Origin of the sequence: Vallitalea longa (assembly GCF_027923465.1) — a bacterium.
Lineage (GTDB): Bacteria > Bacillota > Clostridia > Lachnospirales > Vallitaleaceae > Vallitalea > Vallitalea longa.
The window spans coordinates 163,318-185,346 of sequence record NZ_BRLB01000009.1; the positions used below are offsets into that span (position 1 = coordinate 163,318).

Annotated in this window: 22 protein-coding genes and 1 riboswitch; of the genes, 21 read left to right on the plus strand and 1 reads right to left on the minus strand. The window is 30.2% G+C overall.

The window, feature by feature from the left end:
* Positions 1–29: 29 nt before the first annotated feature.
* The 11 genes from QMG30_RS14810 to QMG30_RS14860 all read left to right on the plus strand — a co-directional run bounded on the left by QMG30_RS14810 (position 30) and on the right by QMG30_RS14860 (position 14,718).
* A complete protein-coding gene (locus tag QMG30_RS14810; RefSeq protein WP_281816662.1) occupies positions 30–1,793 on the plus strand; it encodes an NADH-dependent [FeFe] hydrogenase, group A6 in 1,764 nt (587 codons plus the stop codon).
* A gap of 440 nt (positions 1,794–2,233) precedes the next feature.
* A complete protein-coding gene (hpf, locus tag QMG30_RS14815; protein WP_281816664.1) occupies positions 2,234–2,767 on the plus strand; it encodes a ribosome hibernation-promoting factor, HPF/YfiA family in 534 nt (177 codons plus the stop codon).
* A 182-nt stretch (positions 2,768–2,949) separates the two neighbouring features.
* Entirely contained in the window at positions 2,950–3,489 is a 540-nt protein-coding gene (locus QMG30_RS14820) for a hypothetical protein (protein ID WP_281816665.1), read from the plus strand.
* A gap of 35 nt (positions 3,490–3,524) precedes the next feature.
* Positions 3,525–6,101 (plus strand): preprotein translocase subunit SecA, encoded by a 2,577-nt coding sequence (gene secA, locus QMG30_RS14825; protein WP_281816667.1) that lies wholly within the window; start codon positions 3,525–3,527, stop codon positions 6,099–6,101.
* A gap of 162 nt (positions 6,102–6,263) precedes the next feature.
* Positions 6,264–7,371 (plus strand): peptide chain release factor 2 gene (gene prfB, locus QMG30_RS14830; protein ID WP_281816670.1). Its coding sequence is split into 2 segments (ribosomal slippage): positions 6,264–6,338 and positions 6,340–7,371, totalling 1,107 coding nucleotides; the frame shifts between segments, so codons are not numbered across the junction.
* 62 nt (positions 7,372–7,433) lie between these two features.
* A complete protein-coding gene (locus tag QMG30_RS14835) occupies positions 7,434–7,898 on the plus strand; it encodes a chemotaxis protein CheW (protein WP_281816671.1) in 465 nt (154 codons plus the stop codon).
* A gap of 305 nt (positions 7,899–8,203) precedes the next feature.
* Positions 8,204–8,647, plus strand: coding sequence for an ACT domain-containing protein (locus QMG30_RS14840; protein ID WP_281816674.1), 444 nt, complete (start codon positions 8,204–8,206; stop codon positions 8,645–8,647).
* A 5-nt stretch (positions 8,648–8,652) separates the two neighbouring features.
* Positions 8,653–9,891, plus strand: coding sequence for a homoserine dehydrogenase (locus QMG30_RS14845; protein ID WP_281816677.1), 1,239 nt, complete (start codon positions 8,653–8,655; stop codon positions 9,889–9,891).
* Between the two features lie 44 nt (positions 9,892–9,935).
* Positions 9,936–11,141, plus strand: coding sequence for a cofactor-independent phosphoglycerate mutase (locus QMG30_RS14850; RefSeq protein WP_281816680.1), 1,206 nt, complete (start codon positions 9,936–9,938; stop codon positions 11,139–11,141).
* A 39-nt stretch (positions 11,142–11,180) separates the two neighbouring features.
* Complete coding sequence (locus QMG30_RS14855) at positions 11,181–12,389, plus strand: aspartate kinase (RefSeq protein ID WP_281816682.1); 1,209 nt, start codon at positions 11,181–11,183, stop codon at positions 12,387–12,389.
* Positions 12,390–12,576: 187 nt separating this feature from the next.
* The gene (locus QMG30_RS14860; RefSeq protein WP_281816683.1) at positions 12,577–14,718 is read left to right on the plus strand and encodes a Tex family protein; all 2,142 of its coding nucleotides are present in this window, start codon (positions 12,577–12,579) and stop codon (positions 14,716–14,718) included.
* A gap of 100 nt (positions 14,719–14,818) precedes the next feature.
* Here the strand turns inward: QMG30_RS14860 and QMG30_RS14865 are convergent, their stop codons facing one another.
* Entirely contained in the window at positions 14,819–16,435 is a 1,617-nt protein-coding gene (locus tag QMG30_RS14865; protein ID WP_281816685.1) for a sensor domain-containing diguanylate cyclase, read from the minus strand.
* 375 nt (positions 16,436–16,810) lie between these two features.
* Here QMG30_RS14865 and QMG30_RS14870 point away from each other — a divergent pair, with 375 nt between their 5' ends.
* From QMG30_RS14870 to rimI, 10 genes are all read left to right on the plus strand, one after another.
* Positions 16,811–17,236 (plus strand): DUF2089 domain-containing protein, encoded by a 426-nt coding sequence (locus QMG30_RS14870; RefSeq protein WP_281816687.1) that lies wholly within the window; start codon positions 16,811–16,813, stop codon positions 17,234–17,236.
* Positions 17,237–17,286: 50 nt separating this feature from the next.
* Entirely contained in the window at positions 17,287–17,730 is a 444-nt protein-coding gene (locus QMG30_RS14875; RefSeq protein WP_281816690.1) for an SHOCT-like domain-containing protein, read from the plus strand.
* The gene (locus QMG30_RS14880; protein ID WP_281816692.1) at positions 17,720–18,022 is read left to right on the plus strand and encodes a hypothetical protein; all 303 of its coding nucleotides are present in this window, start codon (positions 17,720–17,722) and stop codon (positions 18,020–18,022) included. Before QMG30_RS14875 ends, QMG30_RS14880 begins: the two co-directional genes overlap by 11 nt.
* Positions 18,023–18,036: 14 nt before the next feature.
* Complete coding sequence (locus QMG30_RS14885) at positions 18,037–18,186, plus strand: hypothetical protein (protein ID WP_281816694.1); 150 nt, start codon at positions 18,037–18,039, stop codon at positions 18,184–18,186.
* A 13-nt stretch (positions 18,187–18,199) separates the two neighbouring features.
* A complete protein-coding gene (locus tag QMG30_RS14890) occupies positions 18,200–18,568 on the plus strand; it encodes a phage holin family protein (protein WP_281816695.1) in 369 nt (122 codons plus the stop codon).
* Between the two features lie 84 nt (positions 18,569–18,652).
* A riboswitch (FMN riboswitch) is annotated at positions 18,653–18,766 on the plus strand.
* 102 nt (positions 18,767–18,868) lie between these two features.
* Positions 18,869–19,468, plus strand: coding sequence for an ECF transporter S component (locus tag QMG30_RS14895; RefSeq protein WP_281816697.1), 600 nt, complete (start codon positions 18,869–18,871; stop codon positions 19,466–19,468).
* Between the two features lie 162 nt (positions 19,469–19,630).
* The gene (locus QMG30_RS14900; protein WP_281816699.1) at positions 19,631–20,371 is read left to right on the plus strand and encodes a YcxB family protein; all 741 of its coding nucleotides are present in this window, start codon (positions 19,631–19,633) and stop codon (positions 20,369–20,371) included.
* Positions 20,372–20,803 (plus strand): tRNA (adenosine(37)-N6)-threonylcarbamoyltransferase complex ATPase subunit type 1 TsaE, encoded by a 432-nt coding sequence (gene tsaE / locus QMG30_RS14905; RefSeq protein ID WP_281816700.1) that lies wholly within the window; start codon positions 20,372–20,374, stop codon positions 20,801–20,803.
* Positions 20,800–21,513 carry a tRNA (adenosine(37)-N6)-threonylcarbamoyltransferase complex dimerization subunit type 1 TsaB gene (gene tsaB, locus QMG30_RS14910; RefSeq protein WP_281816701.1) on the plus strand — a complete coding sequence of 238 codons (714 nt, stop codon included), beginning with the start codon at positions 20,800–20,802 and terminating at the stop codon, positions 21,511–21,513. Before tsaE ends, tsaB begins: the two co-directional genes overlap by 4 nt.
* Positions 21,504–21,938, plus strand: a complete 435-nt coding sequence (gene rimI, locus QMG30_RS14915) for a ribosomal protein S18-alanine N-acetyltransferase (RefSeq protein ID WP_281816703.1) — start codon at positions 21,504–21,506, stop codon at positions 21,936–21,938. The genes tsaB and rimI overlap by 10 nt, the downstream gene beginning before the upstream one ends.
* Positions 21,939–22,029: the final 91 nt, after the last annotated feature.

The window sequence follows — 22,029 nt, forward strand, 5'->3', positions numbered from 1 at the left end:
TATATAATCTAGAAAAGGAGTGTAACCTAATGTCAGAGGTAAAAATTACTATTGATGGTAAAGAAGTACATGTGCCAAAAGGTAGTACTATATTAGATGCTGCTAAAAAGTTAGGCATTGATATTCCAACATTATGTCATTTAGATTTGCATGATACAAAAATGGTTAATAAAACAGCTTCATGTCGTATCTGTGTTGTAGAAGTTGAGGGAAGAAGAAATCTAGCTCCTTCATGTGCTACACCAGCAGTTGATGGTATGGTTGTTAGAACAAATACAATCAGAGTTCTAGAAGCAAGAAAAACAGTATTAGAGTTATTATTATCAGACCATCCAAAAGATTGTTTGACTTGTGCTAAATCAGGTCAATGCGAATTACAAGACCTAGCAGAAAAATTTGGAGTTAGAGAAATAAGAGTAACAGGTGACTCTCAATCAACATATAAACTAGACCATTCTCCAGCTATAATAAGAGATATGGATAAATGTATTATGTGTAGAAGATGTGAAACAATGTGTAATGAAGTTCAAACTGTTGGTGCATTATCCGGAATTAACAGAGGATTTGATGCAGTTGTATCTCCAGCATTCGAATCACCATTGTCAGAAACTGTATGTACTCATTGTGGACAATGTGTTGCAGTCTGTCCAGTAGGTGCATTAACAGAAAACGACCATACTTGGAAAGTTGTAGAAGCATTAGCTGATCCAGATAAATTTGTAGTAGTTCAAACAGCTCCAGCTGTAAGAGTTGCTATTGGTGAAGAATTCGGTCAAGAACCAGGTACAATTGTTACAGGTCAAATGGTAACTGCATTAAAATCTTTAGGATTCAATCGTGTATTTGATACAGATTTTGCAGCTGACTTAACAATTATGGAAGAAGGAACAGAATTATTAGGAAGACTCAATAGATTCTTGGCAGGAGATAAAGACGTACCATTACCAATATTAACATCATGTTGTCCTGCTTGGGTTAACTTTATTGAAAGTCAATTCCCAGAATTGATTGATATTCCATCATCAGCTAAATCACCTCAACAAATGTTTGGTGCAGTAGCAAAATCATTCTTAGCAGAAAAGATGAATATACCTAGAGAGAAAATGGTTGTAGTATCAGTTATGCCTTGTTTAGCTAAGAAATTTGAAGCAGCTAGAGATGAATTTAAAGTTGATGGAAATCCAGATGTAGATATTTCTATTTCAACAAGAGAATTAGCTCATTTAATTAAGAGAGCTAACCTTAACTTAATGGAATTAGAAGAATCAGAATTCGACAATCCATTAGGAGAATCAACAGGTGCTGCTGTTATCTTCGGTTCTACAGGTGGAGTAATTGAAGCTGCTACAAGAACAGCTTACGAAATTCACACTGGTAAATCATTAGAAAAAGTTGATTTTGAAGAATTAAGAGGATTTGACGGTGTCAGAGTTGCATCAGTTCAAATGGATGACTTTACATTGAATATTGGTATTGCTCATGGTTTAGGTAATGCTAGAAAATTATTAGAAGAAATTGAAAGCGGTAATCCTAGAAACTTACATGCTATTGAAATTATGGCATGTCCAGGTGGATGTATCGGTGGTGGAGGTCAACCTTATCATCACGGTAACTCGGATATTCTTAAGAAACGTATGGCTGCTATCTATGAAGTTGATAGTAATAAAGCTATAAGAAAATCACATGAAAATCCATCAATTACTGCTTTATACGAACAATATCTAGGAGAACCAATGAGTGAGTTATCTCATAAATTACTTCACACTCATTATTTTGTAAAAGATAGAGTTTAATACTGATTATAAAAAATGGTTTCTGATTGTGCAGGAGCCATTTTTTGTTACATATTTTTCCTTATGCTTATAATATCTAATATTAAGTTTTCATGTATATAAAATAATTTTATGAAGTTATAATGAATTGTCAGATAATTGCTTGTTTACATAAAATATTACTGTTGATAAGTATCCACATTTTTCAGCTAAAAATTGATACTAAATTTGGTTATTCACAGAGTTATGCACATTATCCACAGAAATTATGGCTTTTATAAAATAAAATGAGATAATTATCCACATGAAAAAGCATAAATCTATTTTATTTAGCAGAAAATTACGAATTACAATAAATAAAAATTAATATACTAAAAAAGGATTTATTAATTGAATATCGAATATAATAATATAGACTATAATATTTAAAAGTCTATGACATATTGGAAGGAGTTGGTAGTATGCGCTACATCATAAGTGGAAAAAACATAGAAATTACCAAAGCATTAAGGGAAGCAACTATCGATAAGTTGAGTAAGATGGATAAATATTTTACTCCGGATAATGAAGCTCAGATAACAATGAGTGTTCAAAAACTAAGACATATCATAGAGGTGACGATTCCAATAAAAGGTAGTATTATCAGAGCAGAAGAGTCAGCCGAAAATATGTATACTGCTATAGATAAAGTAGTTGATGTATTAGAAAGACAACTTCTAAAACATAAAAACAAATTGATCTCAAGGCATCATGGAACAACATTCAAGAAAGATTTTGTAAATGAGACTATAGAAGAAGAAGTAGATGATAAGAAGATTGAGATAGTAAGGACCAAAAGATTTGCAATGAAGCCAATGGATGTTGAGGAAGCTTGCTTACAAATGGATTTATTGGGACATGACTTTTTTGTATTCATGAACGGTGATACAGATGAAGTCAATGTGGTATATAAAAGAAAAAATGGTGCGTATGGTTTAATTGAACCAACACTTTAATAAAAAAATGGAACCCTAGGGTTCCATTTTTAATGTCAATATTTAGAAATATGATATAAAAATTAATTTAATGTGAACAGTAATAGGTAGAAGTTGAATTATCTATAGATTAGTGGTAAAATATTGAGAGTCTATAAGTTACATTGAAATAAATCAAATATATATTATTAGGAGGTCCAACTATGGGTAAGTTATGTAGGAAATATATAACCATTTCTGGTATTTTATTGATATATGCTATTTGTCTACCATCAGCATTTGTTTCACATGCTAATATTATTCAAGTACAAAACAATTTCACTTTACCCATACGTACCACTGGACAATGGAAGTTGGAGCAAGTTTTAGGTCAGAGCGTAATTAAGCAATTAGAGAACAAGATGGATAAGCAAATCAATAATAAAGAAAAATTAATCCATCTATATGAATTAATACAAAATTATTTAAGTAATAAAGTTGAAAATCATAGATTTATATGTATGAATCATGATAATACATATAATCCTATTAGAATAGATAATGATTATAAATTTGATCTTGATACAGGAGAGATTTATAATAATACCAATCAGATAGTGACAACAGTTTATGTGTATGATAATGTTTCTTTAGAAAAATATTTTAAAGATAACTATAAATTGTGTAGGAATGGTAATTATATTAAATATAAGGTAAAATTAAACAAAATGAATGATAAGGATAACCCGATTTTAAATATATGATTATAATATAAATTAAATTCGGAAGGTGAAGATAGATGAAAATTTTAGAAAAGATATTTGGAAATCATAGCGATAAAGAAATCAAAAGAATAATGCCCCTTGTAAGTCAAATAGAAGCTCTTGAACCAGAAATGGAAAAACTGACAGACGACCAGTTGACTAACAAAACTAATGAATTCAAAGAAAGATTAAAAAATGGAGAAACTTTAGACGATATATTAGTAGAAGCATATGCAGTTGTTAGAGAAGCACAAAAACGTACAGTAGATATAAGACCTTATAGAGTACAGCTTATAGGTGCTATCATACTTCACCAAGGAAGAATAGCAGAAATGAAAACTGGTGAAGGTAAAACTTATGTAGCTCCATTTGCAGCATATCTTAATGCTCTAGAAGGAAAAGGAGTCCATGTAGTAACAGTAAACGATTATTTGGCAAAACGTGACGCCGAAAACATTGGAAGAATACATGAATTTCTAGGTCTATCAGTAGGGGTTATAGTCAATGGAATAGATAATACTGAAAGAAGAGAAGCTTATAACTGTGATATCACATATGGGACTAATAATGAATTTGGTTTTGATTACCTAAGAGATAATATGGTTATCTATAAAAAAGAAATGGTACAGAGAGAGCTTAATTACGTTGTAATCGACGAGGTTGACTCTGTGTTGATTGATGAAGCCAGAACACCATTGATAATATCTGGAAGTAGTAGTAAATCTACTCATCTTTATCAACAGGCTGATATCATAGCTAGAAGATTGAAAAAAGGACGAGTAATTGGAGAAATATCCAAAATGAGTGCTCTCCTTAATGAAGAAATACAAGAAGAAGGGGACTTCGTAGTAGATGAAAAAACAAAATCAGTATCATTGACTGCTGATGGGATTAAAAAAGTTGAACAGTTTTTCCAGATTGAAAACTTGGCTGATCCTGAAAATATGGAAATACAACACCATGTTATATTAGCATTAAAAGCACATAATACTATGTTTTTAGATAAAGACTATGTAATAAAAGAAGAAGAAATCGTAATAGTAGATGAATTTACTGGTCGTTTAATGCCAGGAAGAAGATATTCTAACGGATTACATCAAGCGATAGAAGCAAAAGAAGGTGTAAGAGTAAGAAGAGAAAGTAAAACACTTGCTACTATAACTTTCCAAAACTACTTCAATAAATATGATAAAAAATCTGGTATGACAGGTACAGCTTTAACTGAAGAAGAAGAATTCAGAGAAATATATGGTATGGATGTAATTGCTATACCAACAAATGAACCTGTTATAAGGAAAGATCAACCAGACCAAGTGTATAAGTCACATCAAGAAAAAGTAAATGCAGTAATTAACGATATTGCTGAATGTTATGACAGAGGACAGCCTGTTTTGGTAGGTACTATAACAATAGAATCATCAGAAGAGTTGAGTAAGCTACTTAGAAAAAAAGGTGTTCAACATAAAGTACTTAATGCCAAGTATCATGAAAGAGAAGCAGAAATTGTTGCCAATGCTGGACAAAAAAAATCTGTTACCATAGCTACAAATATGGCTGGTCGTGGTACAGATATTAAATTAGGTGAAGGTGTTGTTGAAGTTGGTGGACTTAAGATAATAGGTACAGAGCGACATGAATCAAGACGTATCGATAATCAGTTAAGAGGTCGTTCAGGACGTCAAGGTGACCCAGGTGAATCTAAATTCTATATATCATTGGATGATGATTTAATGCGTTTATTTGGTTCTGAAAGAATGCAAGCTACAGTAACTAGGTTGCGTCTTCCAGAAGGTGAACCTATAGCAGCAGGTATTTTATCTAATGCTATAGAGAAAGCACAGAAAAAAGTTGAGGGTAATAACTTCTCAATAAGAAAACACTTATTGGATTATGACCAAGTTATGAATGAGCAAAGAGAAATCATATACGGTGAAAGGAAAAAAGTTCTAGAAGGCGACAATATGAGAGACTACGTCATGAAGATGATTGAAGAAGTTATCGGAAGATTTGTTGATTCTCATGCTGGAGAAGATCAAGAATTTGATGAATGGGATTTACCAGGATTAATGGAATCTCTAAATGAGATTATACCAATTAAATCCATTAGTACAACACAAGAAGAGAGAGAAGCATTAACAAAAGAAAAATTCAAAAAATTATTATATGATAAAGCAATTAAACTCTATGAAGAAAAAGAGCAAGAGTTCGATGATGAAGAATTAATGCGTGAAGCAGAACGTGTCATATTACTAAAATCCGTTGACCAAAAATGGATGGACCATATTGACAATATGGACCAAATGCGACAAGGTATCGGACTACGTGCATATGGACAAAGAGATCCACTTGTAGAATATAAATTCATTGGATTTGATATGTTTGAAGAAATGTCAAATAACATACAGGAAACAACTCTAAGAGCTCTATACCGTATAAGACCTGCAAGAAAAATAGAAAGAGAAAGAGTTGCAAAAGTAACTTCAACCAATAGAGGAGAAGAAAAAGTAGTCAAACAACCAGTTAGAAGAAAAGAAAGAAAAATTGGAAGAAACGAGCCATGCCCATGTGGAAGTGGAAAAAAATACAAATATTGTTGTGGACAAAATAAATAAATATAATTATATGTGGGGAAAGTTCCAGCTAAGTATAGGGTATATTGTAACTTTTCCCATATATAAATAATTTTTAAGGTCTATTGGTGATTTTTTTAATCAATAACTAATCTCCATTATCCTTAAAATATAAAAATAACAATTATTAATAGAGGTGATAGAATGCTGGAATTAGAACAAAGCAAATTAGAATTACAAGCATATAAAGAAAAATTAGATGAAATGAGTGTTTCACTTTGACTTAGTTAACGTGAAAAACAAAATAGAAGAGCTAGACATGAAAACTGCTTCAGAAGAATTCTGGGCTGATGCAGAAAATTCAGGCAAGGTGTTAAAAGAAATAAAACAACTAAAGGATAAAGTACAAAACTATGATAGTCTTGTTCAAGAATATGAAGATATAGAAACATTGATTGAAATGGGTATGGAAGAAGAAGATAGTGATATTGTTCAAGAAATAACATCTTCTCTTAAAAAATTCATAAATGACTATGAACAGTTAAAAACAAAAACTCTTTTATCAGGAGAATACGATAGCAATAATGCTATAATATCTTTACATGCAGGTGCTGGTGGAACAGAAGCATGTGACTGGGTAAGTATGCTACTAAGGATGTATACAAGATGGGCTGATGATAAAGGGTATAAAATAGAAACACTTGATTATCTAGATGGTGAAGAAGCAGGAGTTAAATCTGTGACTATTCAAGTTAATGGTGAGAACGCATATGGTTACCTGAAATCAGAAAAAGGAGTTCATCGTTTAGTTAGAATATCTCCATTTGATTCATCTGGCAGAAGACATACTTCCTTTGCGTCACTTGATGTATTACCTGAATTAGATGATGATATTGATATGGAAATAAATGATGATGAATTGAAAATAGATACTTATCGTGCAAGTGGAGCTGGAGGACAGCATATCAACAAAACAGATTCAGCAGTTAGAATAACTCATATACCTACAGGTGTAGTAGTTCAATGTCAAAACGAACGTTCACAACATAAAAACAAAGATAGAGCTTTAAAAATGTTAAAAGCTAAACTATATGAAATACGACGACAAGAACAAATGAAAAAAATGGAAGGTATAAGAGGGGAAGTAAAGGAAATAGGTTGGGGTAGCCAAATACGTTCATATGTAATGCATCCATACAGTATGGTAAAAGATCATAGAACTAACGAAGAAACAGGAAATGTGCAAAGTGTCATGGATGGAAAAATAGACTTATTCATTAATGCCTATTTACAATGGTTAGCCGCTAAATAAAAAGTAAGTAAACTTAGATATCCAAATATGATGTCATAAAAATTACAAAAGGAGTGAAAGATATGTCTACAATGCAACAAGTTATATTTAAACTTGATAAAGAAGAATACGGGTTAGATATAATGAAGGTTATAACAATTGAAAAATATCAAGAAGTTGTAAAAACACCCAATACTCCAGAGTATATAACAGGTATCATTAATCTTAGGGGTAACGTATTACCAGTTTACAGCTTAAGAAAAAAATTCAATCTCACAGAAAGAGAAGTCGACGAAAATACTAAAATTATTGTAACAGTTACCAATAACATGAAAATCGGTTTTATAGTTGACTCCGTCCAAGAGATATTGAATATTGAAGATGACAATATTGAAGAAGCTCCCAAAATTGTCACAGGAATTAATAGAAAATATATAAAAAGCATTGCAAAAATGGATAAAAGAATGGTAATATTACTAGATATTGACTTGATAATGTCGGAAGAAGAACATTTAGAACTTGATAAAGTAACAAAGGAGCAAGAATAATTATACATAAGTTGTGCATTCAAAATAAAATAGTATAAAAATATAGAATGGATTATAATCTTGTGTTTAACAAAAACACAAGATTTTTTTATTAAAGAAAAAATCTTGTGTAATAATTTCTAATAAGTAGCTCTATTCAATACTCTTACTATTTCATCTAGTCCCCATTTTTAAACTACTCTACTTAATGCAAATAATAAAATTTTAACATATTTTATACATATCTCTTGAATTTTTATTAACTTCATGTTATAATCTCCCTTATAAAAACAAATGTATTTAATACGAAAACAGAAGGTGATGGAATGCCTGATACAGCCAGATATTATATAATAAAGAAAAAAGCTTTACCCGAAGTCTTTCTTAAAGTTGTTCAAGCAAAGAAACTTCTAGAAAAAGAAAAAGCCATAACGATACAAGAAGCAGTAGACTCTGTTGGGATAAGCCGTAGCTCGTTCTATAAATACAAAGACACTATATTCCCATTCTATGATAATTCGAGAGGAAGAGCTATTACTGTCTCTTTAGGTCTTGATGATGAACCAGGACTATTATCATGCATACTAAATATGATTGCCGAATATAAGGCAAATATACTGACGATACATCAAACAATACCAATTAACGGTGTTGCCAATATAACATTAAGTATGGAAATACTTCCGACATCTGGTGATATACAAGAAATGATTACGTCATTAGAAAGTCACGAAGGAATACATCAAGTAAAAATATTAGCTAGGGAGTGAAATAAATGGTAAACGTTGCAATATTAGGATATGGAACAGTTGGTTCAGGAGTAGTAGAAGTCCTAACAACAAATAAAGAAAGCATTAATAAAAGAGCAGGAAAAAAAATCAAGTTAAAATATGTATTAGATTTACGAGATTTTCCAGGAACACCAATTGAAGACATACTGACAAAAGATTACGAAGATATACTAAATGATGACAGTGTAAAGGTCATAGCAGAAGTTATGGGTGGTATTGAACCAGCATATACTTTTGTTAAAAAAGCACTTTTAAAAGGAAAAAGTGTTGTTACTTCTAACAAAGAATTAGTAGCTCGTCATGGAGCAGAATTACTACAGATAGCAAGAGACAAGAATATTAATTTTTTATTTGAAGCAAGTGTTGGTGGTGGAATACCTATTATAAGACCTCTTAATCAATCACTAACTGCTGATGAAATATACGAAATAACTGGAATACTAAACGGTACAACTAATTTTATACTTAGTAAAATGGCGGATGAAGGACTTGATTTTAAGACTGTACTAAAAGAAGCGCAAGAAAAAGGTTATGCGGAAAGAAATCCAGAAGCTGATGTAGAAGGATTTGATGCATGTAGAAAAATCGCAATACTTTCATCACTTGCTTTCGGTATGCAAGTTGATTTTGAAGACATATATACAGAAGGTATAACAAAAATATCAGATGTTGATATGATATATGCTAAAAAACTAGGATGCGATATTAAACTATTGGCTACAAGTAAAAAATTAGATGAAAAAGTCTATGCCATGGTTTCACCAATGATGATAGGAAAAGATCATCCATTATCTAATGTCAATGGAGTGTTCAATGCAATATATGTAAAAGGAAATGTTATCGGTGACGTTATGTTCTATGGAAAAGGCGCAGGTAAACTTCCTACTGCAAGTGCTGTTGTGGCTGACATAGTTGATGCAGTAAAACATCTTGGCAGAAACATAGTATCATTATGGAGTACGAAAAAAATGGAATTGATGAGCGTTGATAATGTCCTATCAAGATGCTTTATTAGATTAGTACCTGAAAATGTTAAAACAGTAAGAAATCAAGTAGCTGATATATTTGGTGATGTTGAATATATAAAAATAGAAAACATACAAGATGAAGTAGCTTTTGTTACAAATGCAGAAAAAGAAGGAATTCTAAGAAATAAATTAGATGAATTAAAAACTAAAGGTGTAGCAACAGAAGTATTAAGTGTCATACGTATAGACAAATAATTTTTAAAATGTAATTGCCGTTAGACAGCGAAGGGATGATATATATGAAATATGTTGTAATATTAGGTGACGGTATGGCTGATGAGCCAGTAAAACAATTAGGTAATAAAACACCATTACAAGTGGCCAATAAAATTAATATAGACTCTTTAGCAAAATATAGTGAAATCGGATTAGTCAAGACTATTCCAGACGGGTTAACACCAGGAAGTGATACTGCTAATCTATCAGTTCTAGGATATGATCCCCAAAAATATTATACTGGCAGATCACCACTTGAGGCATTAAGTATTGGTGCTAATATGGAAGAGGGCGATGTAAGCTTTAGATGTAATTTAGTTACATTAAGCGAAGAAGGATCATACGAAGACAAAACCATTATTGACCACAGTTCTGATGAGATTACAACAGAAGAAGCAGATGAATTAGTTAAATATCTAGAAAAATATTTAGGTAATGATAAAATTATGTTCTATAGTGGTACCAGCTATAGACATGCAATAATATGGCATGGGGGAAGTACTGATGTTAATCTTACACCACCTCATGATATACTAGAAAGAAATATTAAAGATTATTTGCCAAAAGGAACTAATTCGGATAAAATAGAACAAATGATGAAGTTGAGTTATGAACTTTTGAAGGAACATCCAATTAATATAAAGAGAAAAGAAAAAGGATTAAGACCTGCAAATTCTATATGGATTTGGGGGGAAGGCACAAAACCATCATTAAATTCTTTTTATGATAAATACCATAAAAAAGGTGCTATGATATCAGCGGTTGATTTATTAAAAGGAATTGCTATAGCTGCAGATATGAAAAATATTGAAGTTGAAGGTGTTACAGGTAATATTAATACTAACTTTGAAGGAAAGGCAAAAGCAGCAGTTGAAGTTTTAAAAAGTGGTGAAGATTTTGTGTATGTACACATGGAAGCACCAGATGAATGTGGACATAGAGGAGAAATAGATAATAAAGTTAAATCAATAGAACTTATAGACCAGAAAGTTGTCAGATACATAAAGGAAGAACTTGACAACATAAAAGAAGACTATAAGATACTGATACTACCTGACCATCCAACACCTCTAGCTATTAGGACACATACAAATAAACCGGTACCTTATTTAATATATGACAGCTCTAATTTAATTGAATCCGATGCAGAATACAATGAGGAATCTTGTAAAACAACGGGTAATGTATTCATTAAAGGGCACGAATTAATGGACTATTTCTTAAAATAAAACATATACTAATTAGATACCTAAAGAGGAGGAAACAACTTGTTAATTGTAAAGAAATTTGGCGGTAGTTCTGTAGCTAACAAAGAAAGAGTATACAATGTTGCAGAAAGAATATTAGAAGATTACAAAAAAGGTCATAAAGTAGTAGTAGTTTTATCTGCACAAGGTGATACTACTGATCATTTGATAAAGAAAGCAAAAGAAATTAATCCAAATCCTTCAAGAAGAGAAATGGATATGATATTAACTACAGGAGAACAACAGTCTGTATCACTTATGGCTATGGCATTACAAAATCTAGGATACCCTGCAATCTCACTTAATGCTTTTCAAGTAAAGATGCATACTACATCAGTGTATAGTAATGCAAGGCTAAAAAGAATAGATGCAGAGAGAATCAATTCAGAACTTGAAAGAAAGAATATTGTCCTTGTAACTGGATTTCAAGGAGTAAATAAATATGATGATATAACTACATTAGGCAGAGGTGGCTCTGATACTACAGCAGTAGCATTAGCTGCAGCACTTAATGCTGATAAATGTGAGATATTCACAGATGTAGATGGTGTTTATACAGCTGATCCAAGAATTGTCAAAGATGCAGTTAAGTTAGATGAAATTACTTATGACGAGATGTTGGAATTAGCTTCACTTGGTGCAAAAGTTCTTCACAATCGTTCAGTAGAACTTGCCAAAAAATATGGTGTAGAATTAGTAGTGCGCTCAAGCTTGACAAAAGCAGAAGGAACTATTGTTAGGGAGGAATGTAAAATGGAAAAAATGTTGGTAAGTGGTGTAGCTGCTGACAAAAATGTTGCTAGAATTGCAGTAATTGGTATTAAAGATGAACCAGGAAAGGCGTTTGGACTATTTTCTATACTTGCTAAACATAATATTAATGTTGATATTATTTTACAATCAATCGGTAGAAATAATACTAAGGATATATCTTTCACAGTTCCAAGAGATTCATTAGAAGATGCAAAAGCTATCTTACAAGATAATCTTACAAGAATATCTGGGGAAAGAATCGAATATGATGATACAGTATCAAAAGTATCTATAGTTGGAGCTGGTATGGCATCTAATCCAGGTGTAGCAGCAGTAATGTTTGAAAGTTTATATGATACTGATATCAATATCAAGATGATATCAACATCTGAAATTAAGATTTCGATACTAATTAACGAGAAAGATACTGATAGAGCTTTAAATGCTATTCATGATGGATTTAAAGACAGATTCTAATCAATAAAATAATTTGCTTATAATATTAAAAGTTATCTCTTTTAGAGGTAGCTTTTTTTATATGTTTATTCTTTAGCTTAAGCCTTTAATACTATAAGACGTGTTTTTAATAAGGAAAATCCTTGTACCGTAAGTGCTATTAAGATATAATAATTATTAGAGTTTACAGTAAAGGAGTTATTATGTTATGGATATTTTAAAAGTACTAGAAAAGGAATTAGGTATAAAAAGTTGGCAGGTAGAAGCAACGGTCAAATTAATTGATGAAGGTAATACAATTCCTTTTATAGCTAGATACCGTAAGGAAATGACAGGTTCTTTAAGTGATGAAATATTAAGGGATTTTCATGACCGTCTTACGTATTTAAGAAATTTAGAAGCAAAAAAAGAACAGGTTATTGCTAGTATTAATGAACAAGGGAAATTAACTAAAGAATTGGAAACATCTATACTATTAGCTAAAACGCTTGTAGAAGTGGATGATTTATATAGACCATATAGACCAAAAAGAAGGACTAGAGCTACTATAGCTAAAGAGAAAGGCTTGGAACCATTAGCTATAAAAATATGGATGCAGAATCTAAAGACACCTGTTACAGATATTGCTGCTGAATATATAAATGAGGAAAAGGGTGTTAAAACAATAGATGATGCTATTAATGGAGCAAAAGATATATTAGCTGAAATGATATCTGATGAAGCTGATTATAGAAAAGAAATAAGGAAAAGAACTTTCTCAAAAGGAAAATTAATTGTTAAAGCAAAAGATAAACAAGCTGAGTCAGTATATGAGATGTATTACGAATATGAAGAAGACATTAAAAAGATAGCACCTCATAGAATATTAGCAATTAACAGAGGTGAAAAGGAAAAAGTTCTAGTAGTAAAAATAGAATCTCCTATTATAGAAATCAATAGATATCTTAGAAATAAAATAGTTAGAGAAGAAAATCAATATACGACACCTATATTGGAAGAAGTTATTTCAGATAGTTACAAAAGATTGATTTCACCAGCTATCGAAAGAGAAATAAGATCAGATCTAACAGAAAATGCAGAAGAAGGTGCAATAAAAGTTTTTGGTAAAAACTTAGACCAATTATTAATGCAACCACCAATTGTTGGTAAAGTAGTACTAGCACTTGATCCAGCTTTTAGAACTGGATGTAAAATTGCTGTAATTGATGGTACAGGGAAAGTACTTGATACAACAGTTGTTTATCCGACACCACCACAGAATAAAACTGTAGAAGCAAAGAAAAAATTGAAATCTTTAATAAAAGAACATGATGTGGATTTATTAGCTATTGGTAATGGTACTGCTTCTAGAGAATCAGAATTATTTGTAGCAGATATGTTAAAAGAAATCGATAAAGATATTCATTATATAATAGTAAATGAGGCCGGGGCTTCAGTATATTCTGCTTCAAAACTTGGTACGGAGGAATTTCCTCAATTTGATGTGGCACTTAGAAGTGCAGTATCAATAGGAAGAAGGTTACAAGACCCTTTAGCTGAATTAGTTAAAATCGATCCAAAATCCATTGGAGTAGGACAATACCAACACGATATGAACCAAAAAAAATTAGGAGAAACATTAACAGGTGTAGTTGAAGACAGTGTTAATAAAGTAGGAGTAGACCTCAATACTGCTTCACCATCTCTATTACAATATATTTCTGGTATAAGTAAAACAATAGCAAAGAATATTGTTGGCTATAGAGAAACGGAAGGTAAATTTAAAAATCGTAAACAATTGTTGAAAGTTGCTAAATTGGGACCAAAAGCATATGAACAATGTGCAGGATTTCTAAGAATCATAGATGGAAATAATCCATTAGATAATACAGGTGTTCACCCAGAAACTTATTTGGCTACTGAACAACTAATTGATGAAATAGGAAATACTCTTGAAGATCTTAATAATAAAAATATTAATGGAATAAATAACAAAATAAAAGATATACAAGGTATGTCTGAAAAATTAGGAGTAGGGGTACCAACCTTAAGAGATATAATAAAAGAACTAGAAAAACCTGGACGTGATCCAAGAGAAGAAATGCCAAAACCGATTCTCAGAACTGATGTATTGGAAATGGAAGACCTAAAAGAAGGTATGGTATTAAAAGGTACGGTGAGAAACGTTATAGATTTTGGAGCTTTCGTTGATATTGGAGTACATCAAGATGGATTGGTGCACATATCAGAGATGGCCGATAAATATATTAAACATCCTTTGGAGGTAGTATCTGTAGGGGATATTGTTAATGTAAAAGTTATAAAAGTAGATGTTAAGAAAAAAAGAATAGGATTATCTATGAAATTATAATGGATTTAAGATAACTAAATTACAAAGTGGTACAGTTCAAAATAAACTGTACCACATATAACAATGGTTATATAAATAGAGTATTATATGTATAATATTTCTATTCCATAGTAGATGAATAGATAACTGTTTTATTCCGACCAGTATTTTTAGCCTTATATAAAGCTTTGTCTGCAGTATTCAACAAACACCTAATACAGTCATCTTCACATTGGATTTCGCTTAACATTGACATACCAATACTTATGGTGGTATTGATTATATGTCCTTGTATCTTTAAATCTAATTTCTCTATTTTTTTTCTTATCTTTTCTGCAATCCTATATGCATTTTTTTTGGTATAACCAGTTAAGAGAATCGCAAATTCCTCTCCACCGATTCTACCGAATATATCATTTTCTCCAAGTACAGCGACACATGATTCAACTAATCTTTTTAATACTTCATCACCAATACTGTGACCATATGTATCGTTAACTTTTTTGAAATAATCAATATCCAACATAAGAAAAGATACAGATTCATTAGTTGATCTAGCGTATGAAATATAACCTTCAGCGGTTTTAATAAAATGCTGTCTATTGTAAGAACCAGTTAAGTAATCAGTAGTTGCCATCTTAAACAAACTATCCTGCAAATTCTTTCTTTTTGTTATATCCTCAGCTACACCTAAAATTCTATATATCTTATTTTGTGCATCTTTTACTGGAAAAGTTCTTGAATATATCCAGCGTATGCTGTTATCGGGTTTGATGATTCTAAATTCTAATTTGGAATTACTACCCATTTTAACTAATTTTTCATAAGAAGATTTTACATTATTTAGATCAGAGGGGTGAACTGAGGCAAAAAAATCATCAATACCATTTTTACAGTCCCATTTTTTACCGAAAATATGTTCATAAGCAGTGCTGATATAAAGCAGATTGCTGTTTCCTATATTTTTTACCCAAAAAATTTCGTTGATATATTCTAATAGTTGCTGGAAATTAGTTTCTACTTCCATCAATTGCCTTTGAATTTGTAACTTATCAGTTATATCATGGCCTGAACTAAGTATTCCTATTATACTACCCTTCTCGTCTTTTAAAATTGAATTGGACCACATGACGATATTTTTTTCACCAGTCTTAGTTAATAAAGATTGGGCATATATTTGTTCATTTTCTTTCATATTACCTGAAATCAAGTCATTAAATATATTTAATGTACTTATTCTATCGTCAAAAGGTAAAGCTATATCAAACCAATTCTTTCCAATAAGATATTTATCTTCATTAGCTAAAATTGACCCAAGAGATTTATTTATGAAGTTTATTTTTCCTGTATTATCCAGTGCAACAAAATAGTTTGAGGATACATCAATATAATTTTTGAATTGTTCTGATTGTAATAGCTGCTTGTCATAAGTGAAATCTGAGATACATTTTATAGATATAAAAGATAAGATATCATTTCCACTTGGATATTTATTTATAGAAATCTCAGCTTCGAACTCTATAAAATTATTTTTAATACAAACAAAGTTAAAGGTTTTGCTACAATGATTTTTAACACTATTAAGTATTTTATGAAATTCTACAACGGATGACATACCATTCGGTTGATGCTTAGGAAATAATATGAAGCTAAAACCACCTATAATATCTTTTTTAGTATTATAATTAAATAGATTAACAATACTATCATTACACTCTATAATTTTTTTGTTTTGCATTATGAGAAATGCATTACAATTATTATGAAAAAATTGTAAATAGAGATCAGGGTTATTAGTCATAGTTATGCAGTCCTTTCAGTTAAGTCTAAGTCGATATCTATAGAAATAATCTGTATAGTAAGTTAATGTTTTCTGAAATTTGATATATACATTATATCGTACAAAAATATATTTAACAATTAGTATACTTTAATTTTATAATGTGGATTTAATTTTAAAAATAAATGTTAAAGATTTTAACATAATTAATAAACATATTAAATATATTAATATATATATTAATAAATTAAAAATATATATTGACAAAATTAATATTATAATATATATTATTAATATAAGGTAATGAATAGATTATATGAAGAAGGTGAGAAAATGAAATATAAAGCACCAGGGAAATGTCCAGTATGCGGTGAGAAATTAGAAATAACCAAATTAAATTGCCCTAATTGCTCTACATCAATAGAAGGAGAATTTAAACCTTGTCAATTCTGTAGACTACCAAAAGATGAATTAGAGTTCATTAATATATTTATTATGTCTAGAGGAAATATAAAAGATGTAGAAAAAGAATTAGGAATATCATATCCAACTGTTAGAAGTAAATTAGATTCTGTCATAAAGTCATTAGGTTTACAAGATGAAAGTAAAAGAAGAAGTGAAAGAAGAGAATCAGTTTCTCTTAAGATGGATTCATTAAAAGAGTTAAAAGAATTAAAGCAAGAAATTTTAGACCAGCTGGCATCAGGAGAATTAACTGCGAAAGAAGCAATGGAAAGGATTAAAGAGTTAAAGATTTAATGCTACTAAAAATCATGAGTCTAAAAATAATAGTATGAAAGGATGTTATTATGAGCGAAGAAAAGAAAATTCTTGAGATGATTGAAAAAGGTCAAATTACAGCTGAAGAGGGCATGGAATTATTACAAGCATTAAGAGAGGTTGAAGATAAAGAAGAGAATATAGTACAAGAGTATCATAATCCCATAGAGAAGAGAGAGTTCAAATTTTTAAGAATTAAAGTCACTACTGAAAATGGAGAAACTAAAGTTAATGTAAACATACCATTAAAATTAATTAAAGCTTTAGGAGGTATTTTACCACACGCTAACAATTTGATTCCAGAAGATGTTAAAGAGCAGATGAACGAAAAAGGAATTAATTTAAGCTCAATAGATTTTAATAAAATATTAGGGGCTCTAGAATCTGGTGAACTTGAAGATACAGTTCTTGTAGATGTTGAGACTTATGATGAGGAAGATGGAAAAACTCAGGTAAAGATATATGTTGAATAGAGCTAAATTACTTAAGCTTAACATCCGTTCTAAAAAGACTAAAATAGTTATACCAATTCCCCTCATAATATTTAGTGAGTTATTAGACTGCGTACAAGATTTAATAGTAATTGTTGCCTTTATCGTTCCTAATATTGAAATAACTATTAAAGAGAAAAAATATAGTATAAAAAGTATATTAAATATAATTAATGATATTTTAGAAGTCTTAAGAGAATTAAAGCATTGTGAAGCTTTTGATTTAGTAGACGTAAAATCAGGAGAAGATATAGTAAAGATAAGCTTAAAATAAGGAGAGAGATTAATATGAGTGACATGTATTATAATGTATTCGGAAATATTGAACCTAATAATAGTATTAAAGACTATAAGGAAATATTATTAAAAGAGCAATATATTAGATTAAACAAGAATACAAATGTTAAACATAATCATAAGTCAAAAACTAATTTATGAAGGAGAATGAGCGGTGAATAGAATATGTTATAAATATATATTATATGTACTAGTTTTTTTCATAAGTCAATATGTATTTAGTGGAGTAAGCTTAGAACATACATCAACAGCCTTTATCGCAGCTTTAGTTTTTGTATTGGTAAACATCTTAATAAAACCGTTGTTAATGTTAATTACATTACCAATCAATCTAATAAGTTTTGGTATATTTAGTTTTGTTATTAACACTTGGATGATAATGCTAATGGATAAATTGGTAGGAGGAATTAAAATCAATGGATTTTGGCTTTCTGCTTTAATTGCATTAATAATAACATTGTTAAATGAAGTATTGCTTGATGACAAAATAGGAAGCAAGAGAAAATATAGTAAAAATTCTTAAAACTTTATAAAATAAAGTAGATGAATTAATCATTGACAAATACATAAGAATAAAATATAATATATTTAACAAATATATATAGAAAAAATTCTTCAGGGCAGGGCGTAATTCCCTACCGGCGGTTATAGTCCGCGAGCCATTGGCTGACTTGGTGTAATTCCAAGACCGACAGTATAGTCTGGATGAGAGAAGAAATCAAATTATTATTTATGATAATAACACCTTGAAGATTTCAAAGGTGTTTTTTATTTTGTTCTTTAGTTAATGTCCCGAAGGGTTTTTGAAAGGAGATTAGTAATTATGGAAAAAACAAGTAAAATTAGTATTCATGGAGCTAACCATTCAAAAACCGAAAAAAAATTTAATACAATTTATCTGGTGAAAGTTGCTTTACTAAGTGCAATAGCATACATTATATTTATATTGGAATTTCCGTTGCCTTATTTTCCACCTTTTTTGGAAATAGATTTTAGTGATACGGTAGCGATTATTGGTGGAATTATTCTAGGACCAGTAGCAACAGTGATAATTCAATTCATGAAAAATCTGCTTAGATTTATAATGTTCAATTCTGGTACAGGAGGAATAGGAGAGTTTGCTAATTTTTTAGTTGGTGTAGCTTATGTTTTACCTTTCTGCCTGATATTTAAAAGGAATAATGTAAAAAGATTCGTTATAGGAAGCTTAACAGCAATAATAGTTATGACAATAACAGCAGGATTGGTTAATTACTTTATTAATATACCTGTATATACAGGTATAACTTCACATACCGAGAAAATGGGTATGATATTTGGAGCTTATATACCTTTTAATCTTATAAAAGGTGTTATCGTTACTATATTTAGTGGTATTGTAATTAAAGCATTCAAACCGACTATACTGAAAAAGTGGAGTTGAAAAAACCTAGATTAGATCTAGGTTTTTTTGTTAATAAATATAAAGAATAGATAACTAAAAAAATTATTATAAATTTAATTGTAGGTTGTTTTCTACTAGCTAAATTAACGTAAAAGTGCTATAATACCTATCGAAAGCATTCTTTAATAATTGGAGGTTAATATGGCAAATAAGAATAAAAAGAACAATAGTAAGAGTGGAAAGAATAATAACAATAGCAAAAATGTTAATAATTCACAAAAAGCAAATAAAACCGCAAAACTTGATAATAATAAACTAGATAAAAATAAAACAGATAAAAATAAATCTAACAAGAGTAAACCTAATGACAGTAAATCTAATAAAAATAAACCTATTAGTGATAATAAGCTTAATAGTAATGATATAGAATTAAATGTAAAAATTAATGAAAAAGATATGTTCTTTTTTATGTTAGGACATGTTTATTCAAGACTCAGTAGCAAAATAACATTGATATTCAGTATAATTTGCTTAGTAGTATTTCCAATATCTTTTTTGTGGCATGATACATTTACCACTCTAATATTATTGTTTGGAGCTTTACTGTATTTAGTGATATCTCCATTAATGTTATATTTACAATCTAAAAAACAATTTTTAACTAATCCTGTATATAAAGAAGCAATTATATATAAAATCAATGAACCAGGATTCAGTGTACTTCAATCTGGTCAATGGGTAGATTTTGGATGGGATAATTTGTATAAAGTCGTTGAATCAAAATATAATCTTTTATTTTACATAAATAAAGATCAAGCTTTTATTATACCAAATAGACTAATTGAAGATAAGAACATGAAGAATATTGAAAAGATTGTTAGCAGAAAAATGGAATCTACAAGATATAAATTCAAACAGCAGAAGAATGAAGGGAAGATTTGATTGATTTATAAATCATTTTCAGCAGAAGAAACAAAAGAGATAGGCAGAAACATGGGAGATAAAGCAGAAAAAGGACAGATATATTGTTTGCTCGGTGATTTAGGTGTCGGCAAGACAGTATTCACAAAAGGATTTGCGGAAGGTCTAGGAATTAATGAACATATTACTAGTCCTACCTTCACAATTGTTAATGAATATTATACTGACAAGCTAAAATTCAACCATTTTGATGTTTACAGGATAGATGACCCAGATGAAATGTATGAGATAGGATATGAAGAATATTTTTATAATGATGCAGTATGTCTAGTAGAATGGGCAGATTTAATTAAAGAATTAATGCCAAAAGAAGCAATATGGATTAATATTGAAAAGGATCTTGATAAAGGTATAGATTACAGGAAAATAACAGTCGGAGGAATTGACAAATGAAAGTTTTAGCCATAGAAAGTTCTGCTGTGGCTGCTTCTATAGCTGTTGCAGAAGACAATCAATTAATATGTGAATATACAACTAACTATAAGAAAACTCATTCACAGACATTAATGCCTATGATAGAAGAAGTTTGCAACATGATCAATTTAGATTTAGATGAATTAGATGTAATAGCAGTTTCTAAAGGCCCTGGGTCTTTCACAGGATTAAGAATCGGTGTTGCTACAGCAAAAGGTCTTGCCCATACACTGGAAATTCCTATTGCAGGGATTAATACTCTAGATGCTTTAGCTTATAATATTGGATACACTGATAGAATAATATGTCCATTAATGGATGCAAGAAGAAACCAAGTATATACAGGTTTATACTCATATAATGGGAATGATTTTATCAATATATTACCTAGTACAGTTGTACCTATAGAAGAAATAATTATAGAAATCAAAAAATTATCTAGACAAGTCATATTTTTGGGAGATGGTGTAGCTCCTAATATTGATGCAATAAAAAATAATTTTACACATGAAGAATATGTATTAGCTCCTTTAAATAATAATGTACAGAGAGCATCCTCAGTAGCTGCTTTGGGTATATTATATGGGACAAAAGGGAAAACAGAAAGTTATATGAATTTCAAACCTATATATCTCAGAAAGTCCCAAGCAGAAAGGGAATATGAAAGGAAACATAATACATGTATCTAGTAAGAAAAATGAAATTAGAGGATATAGAACAAGTACATTCAATTGAAGAAAGTACTTTCCCTAATCCTTGGTCAGAAGATGCATTTACTAAGGAAATAACAATCAATAAACACTCAATATACATGGTAATAGAAGAAGACAATAATATATTAGCATATGCGGGATTATGGAATATCGTAGGTGAAGGGTATATTACTAATATAGCAGTAAAAAAAGATAGAAGAGGAGCAGGACTTGGTAGAAAAGTAACGGAGGCTCTTATAGAAGAAGGTAGAAAACATGGAATTATGTCTTTTACTTTAGAAGTAAGGATAAGTAATAAGAAAGCAATTAAACTATACAAGAAATTAGGATTCGAAATATCCGGAGTAAGAAAGAACTTTTATGAAAAACCAAGAGAAGATGCTTATATAATGTGGAAATAAGTTAATAGCTTTATAATGATATGATACTTCCAAAGTAGACAGTTTACTTGGAGGTATTTTTTTTTATTAATTATTAACAAGATACCTTATA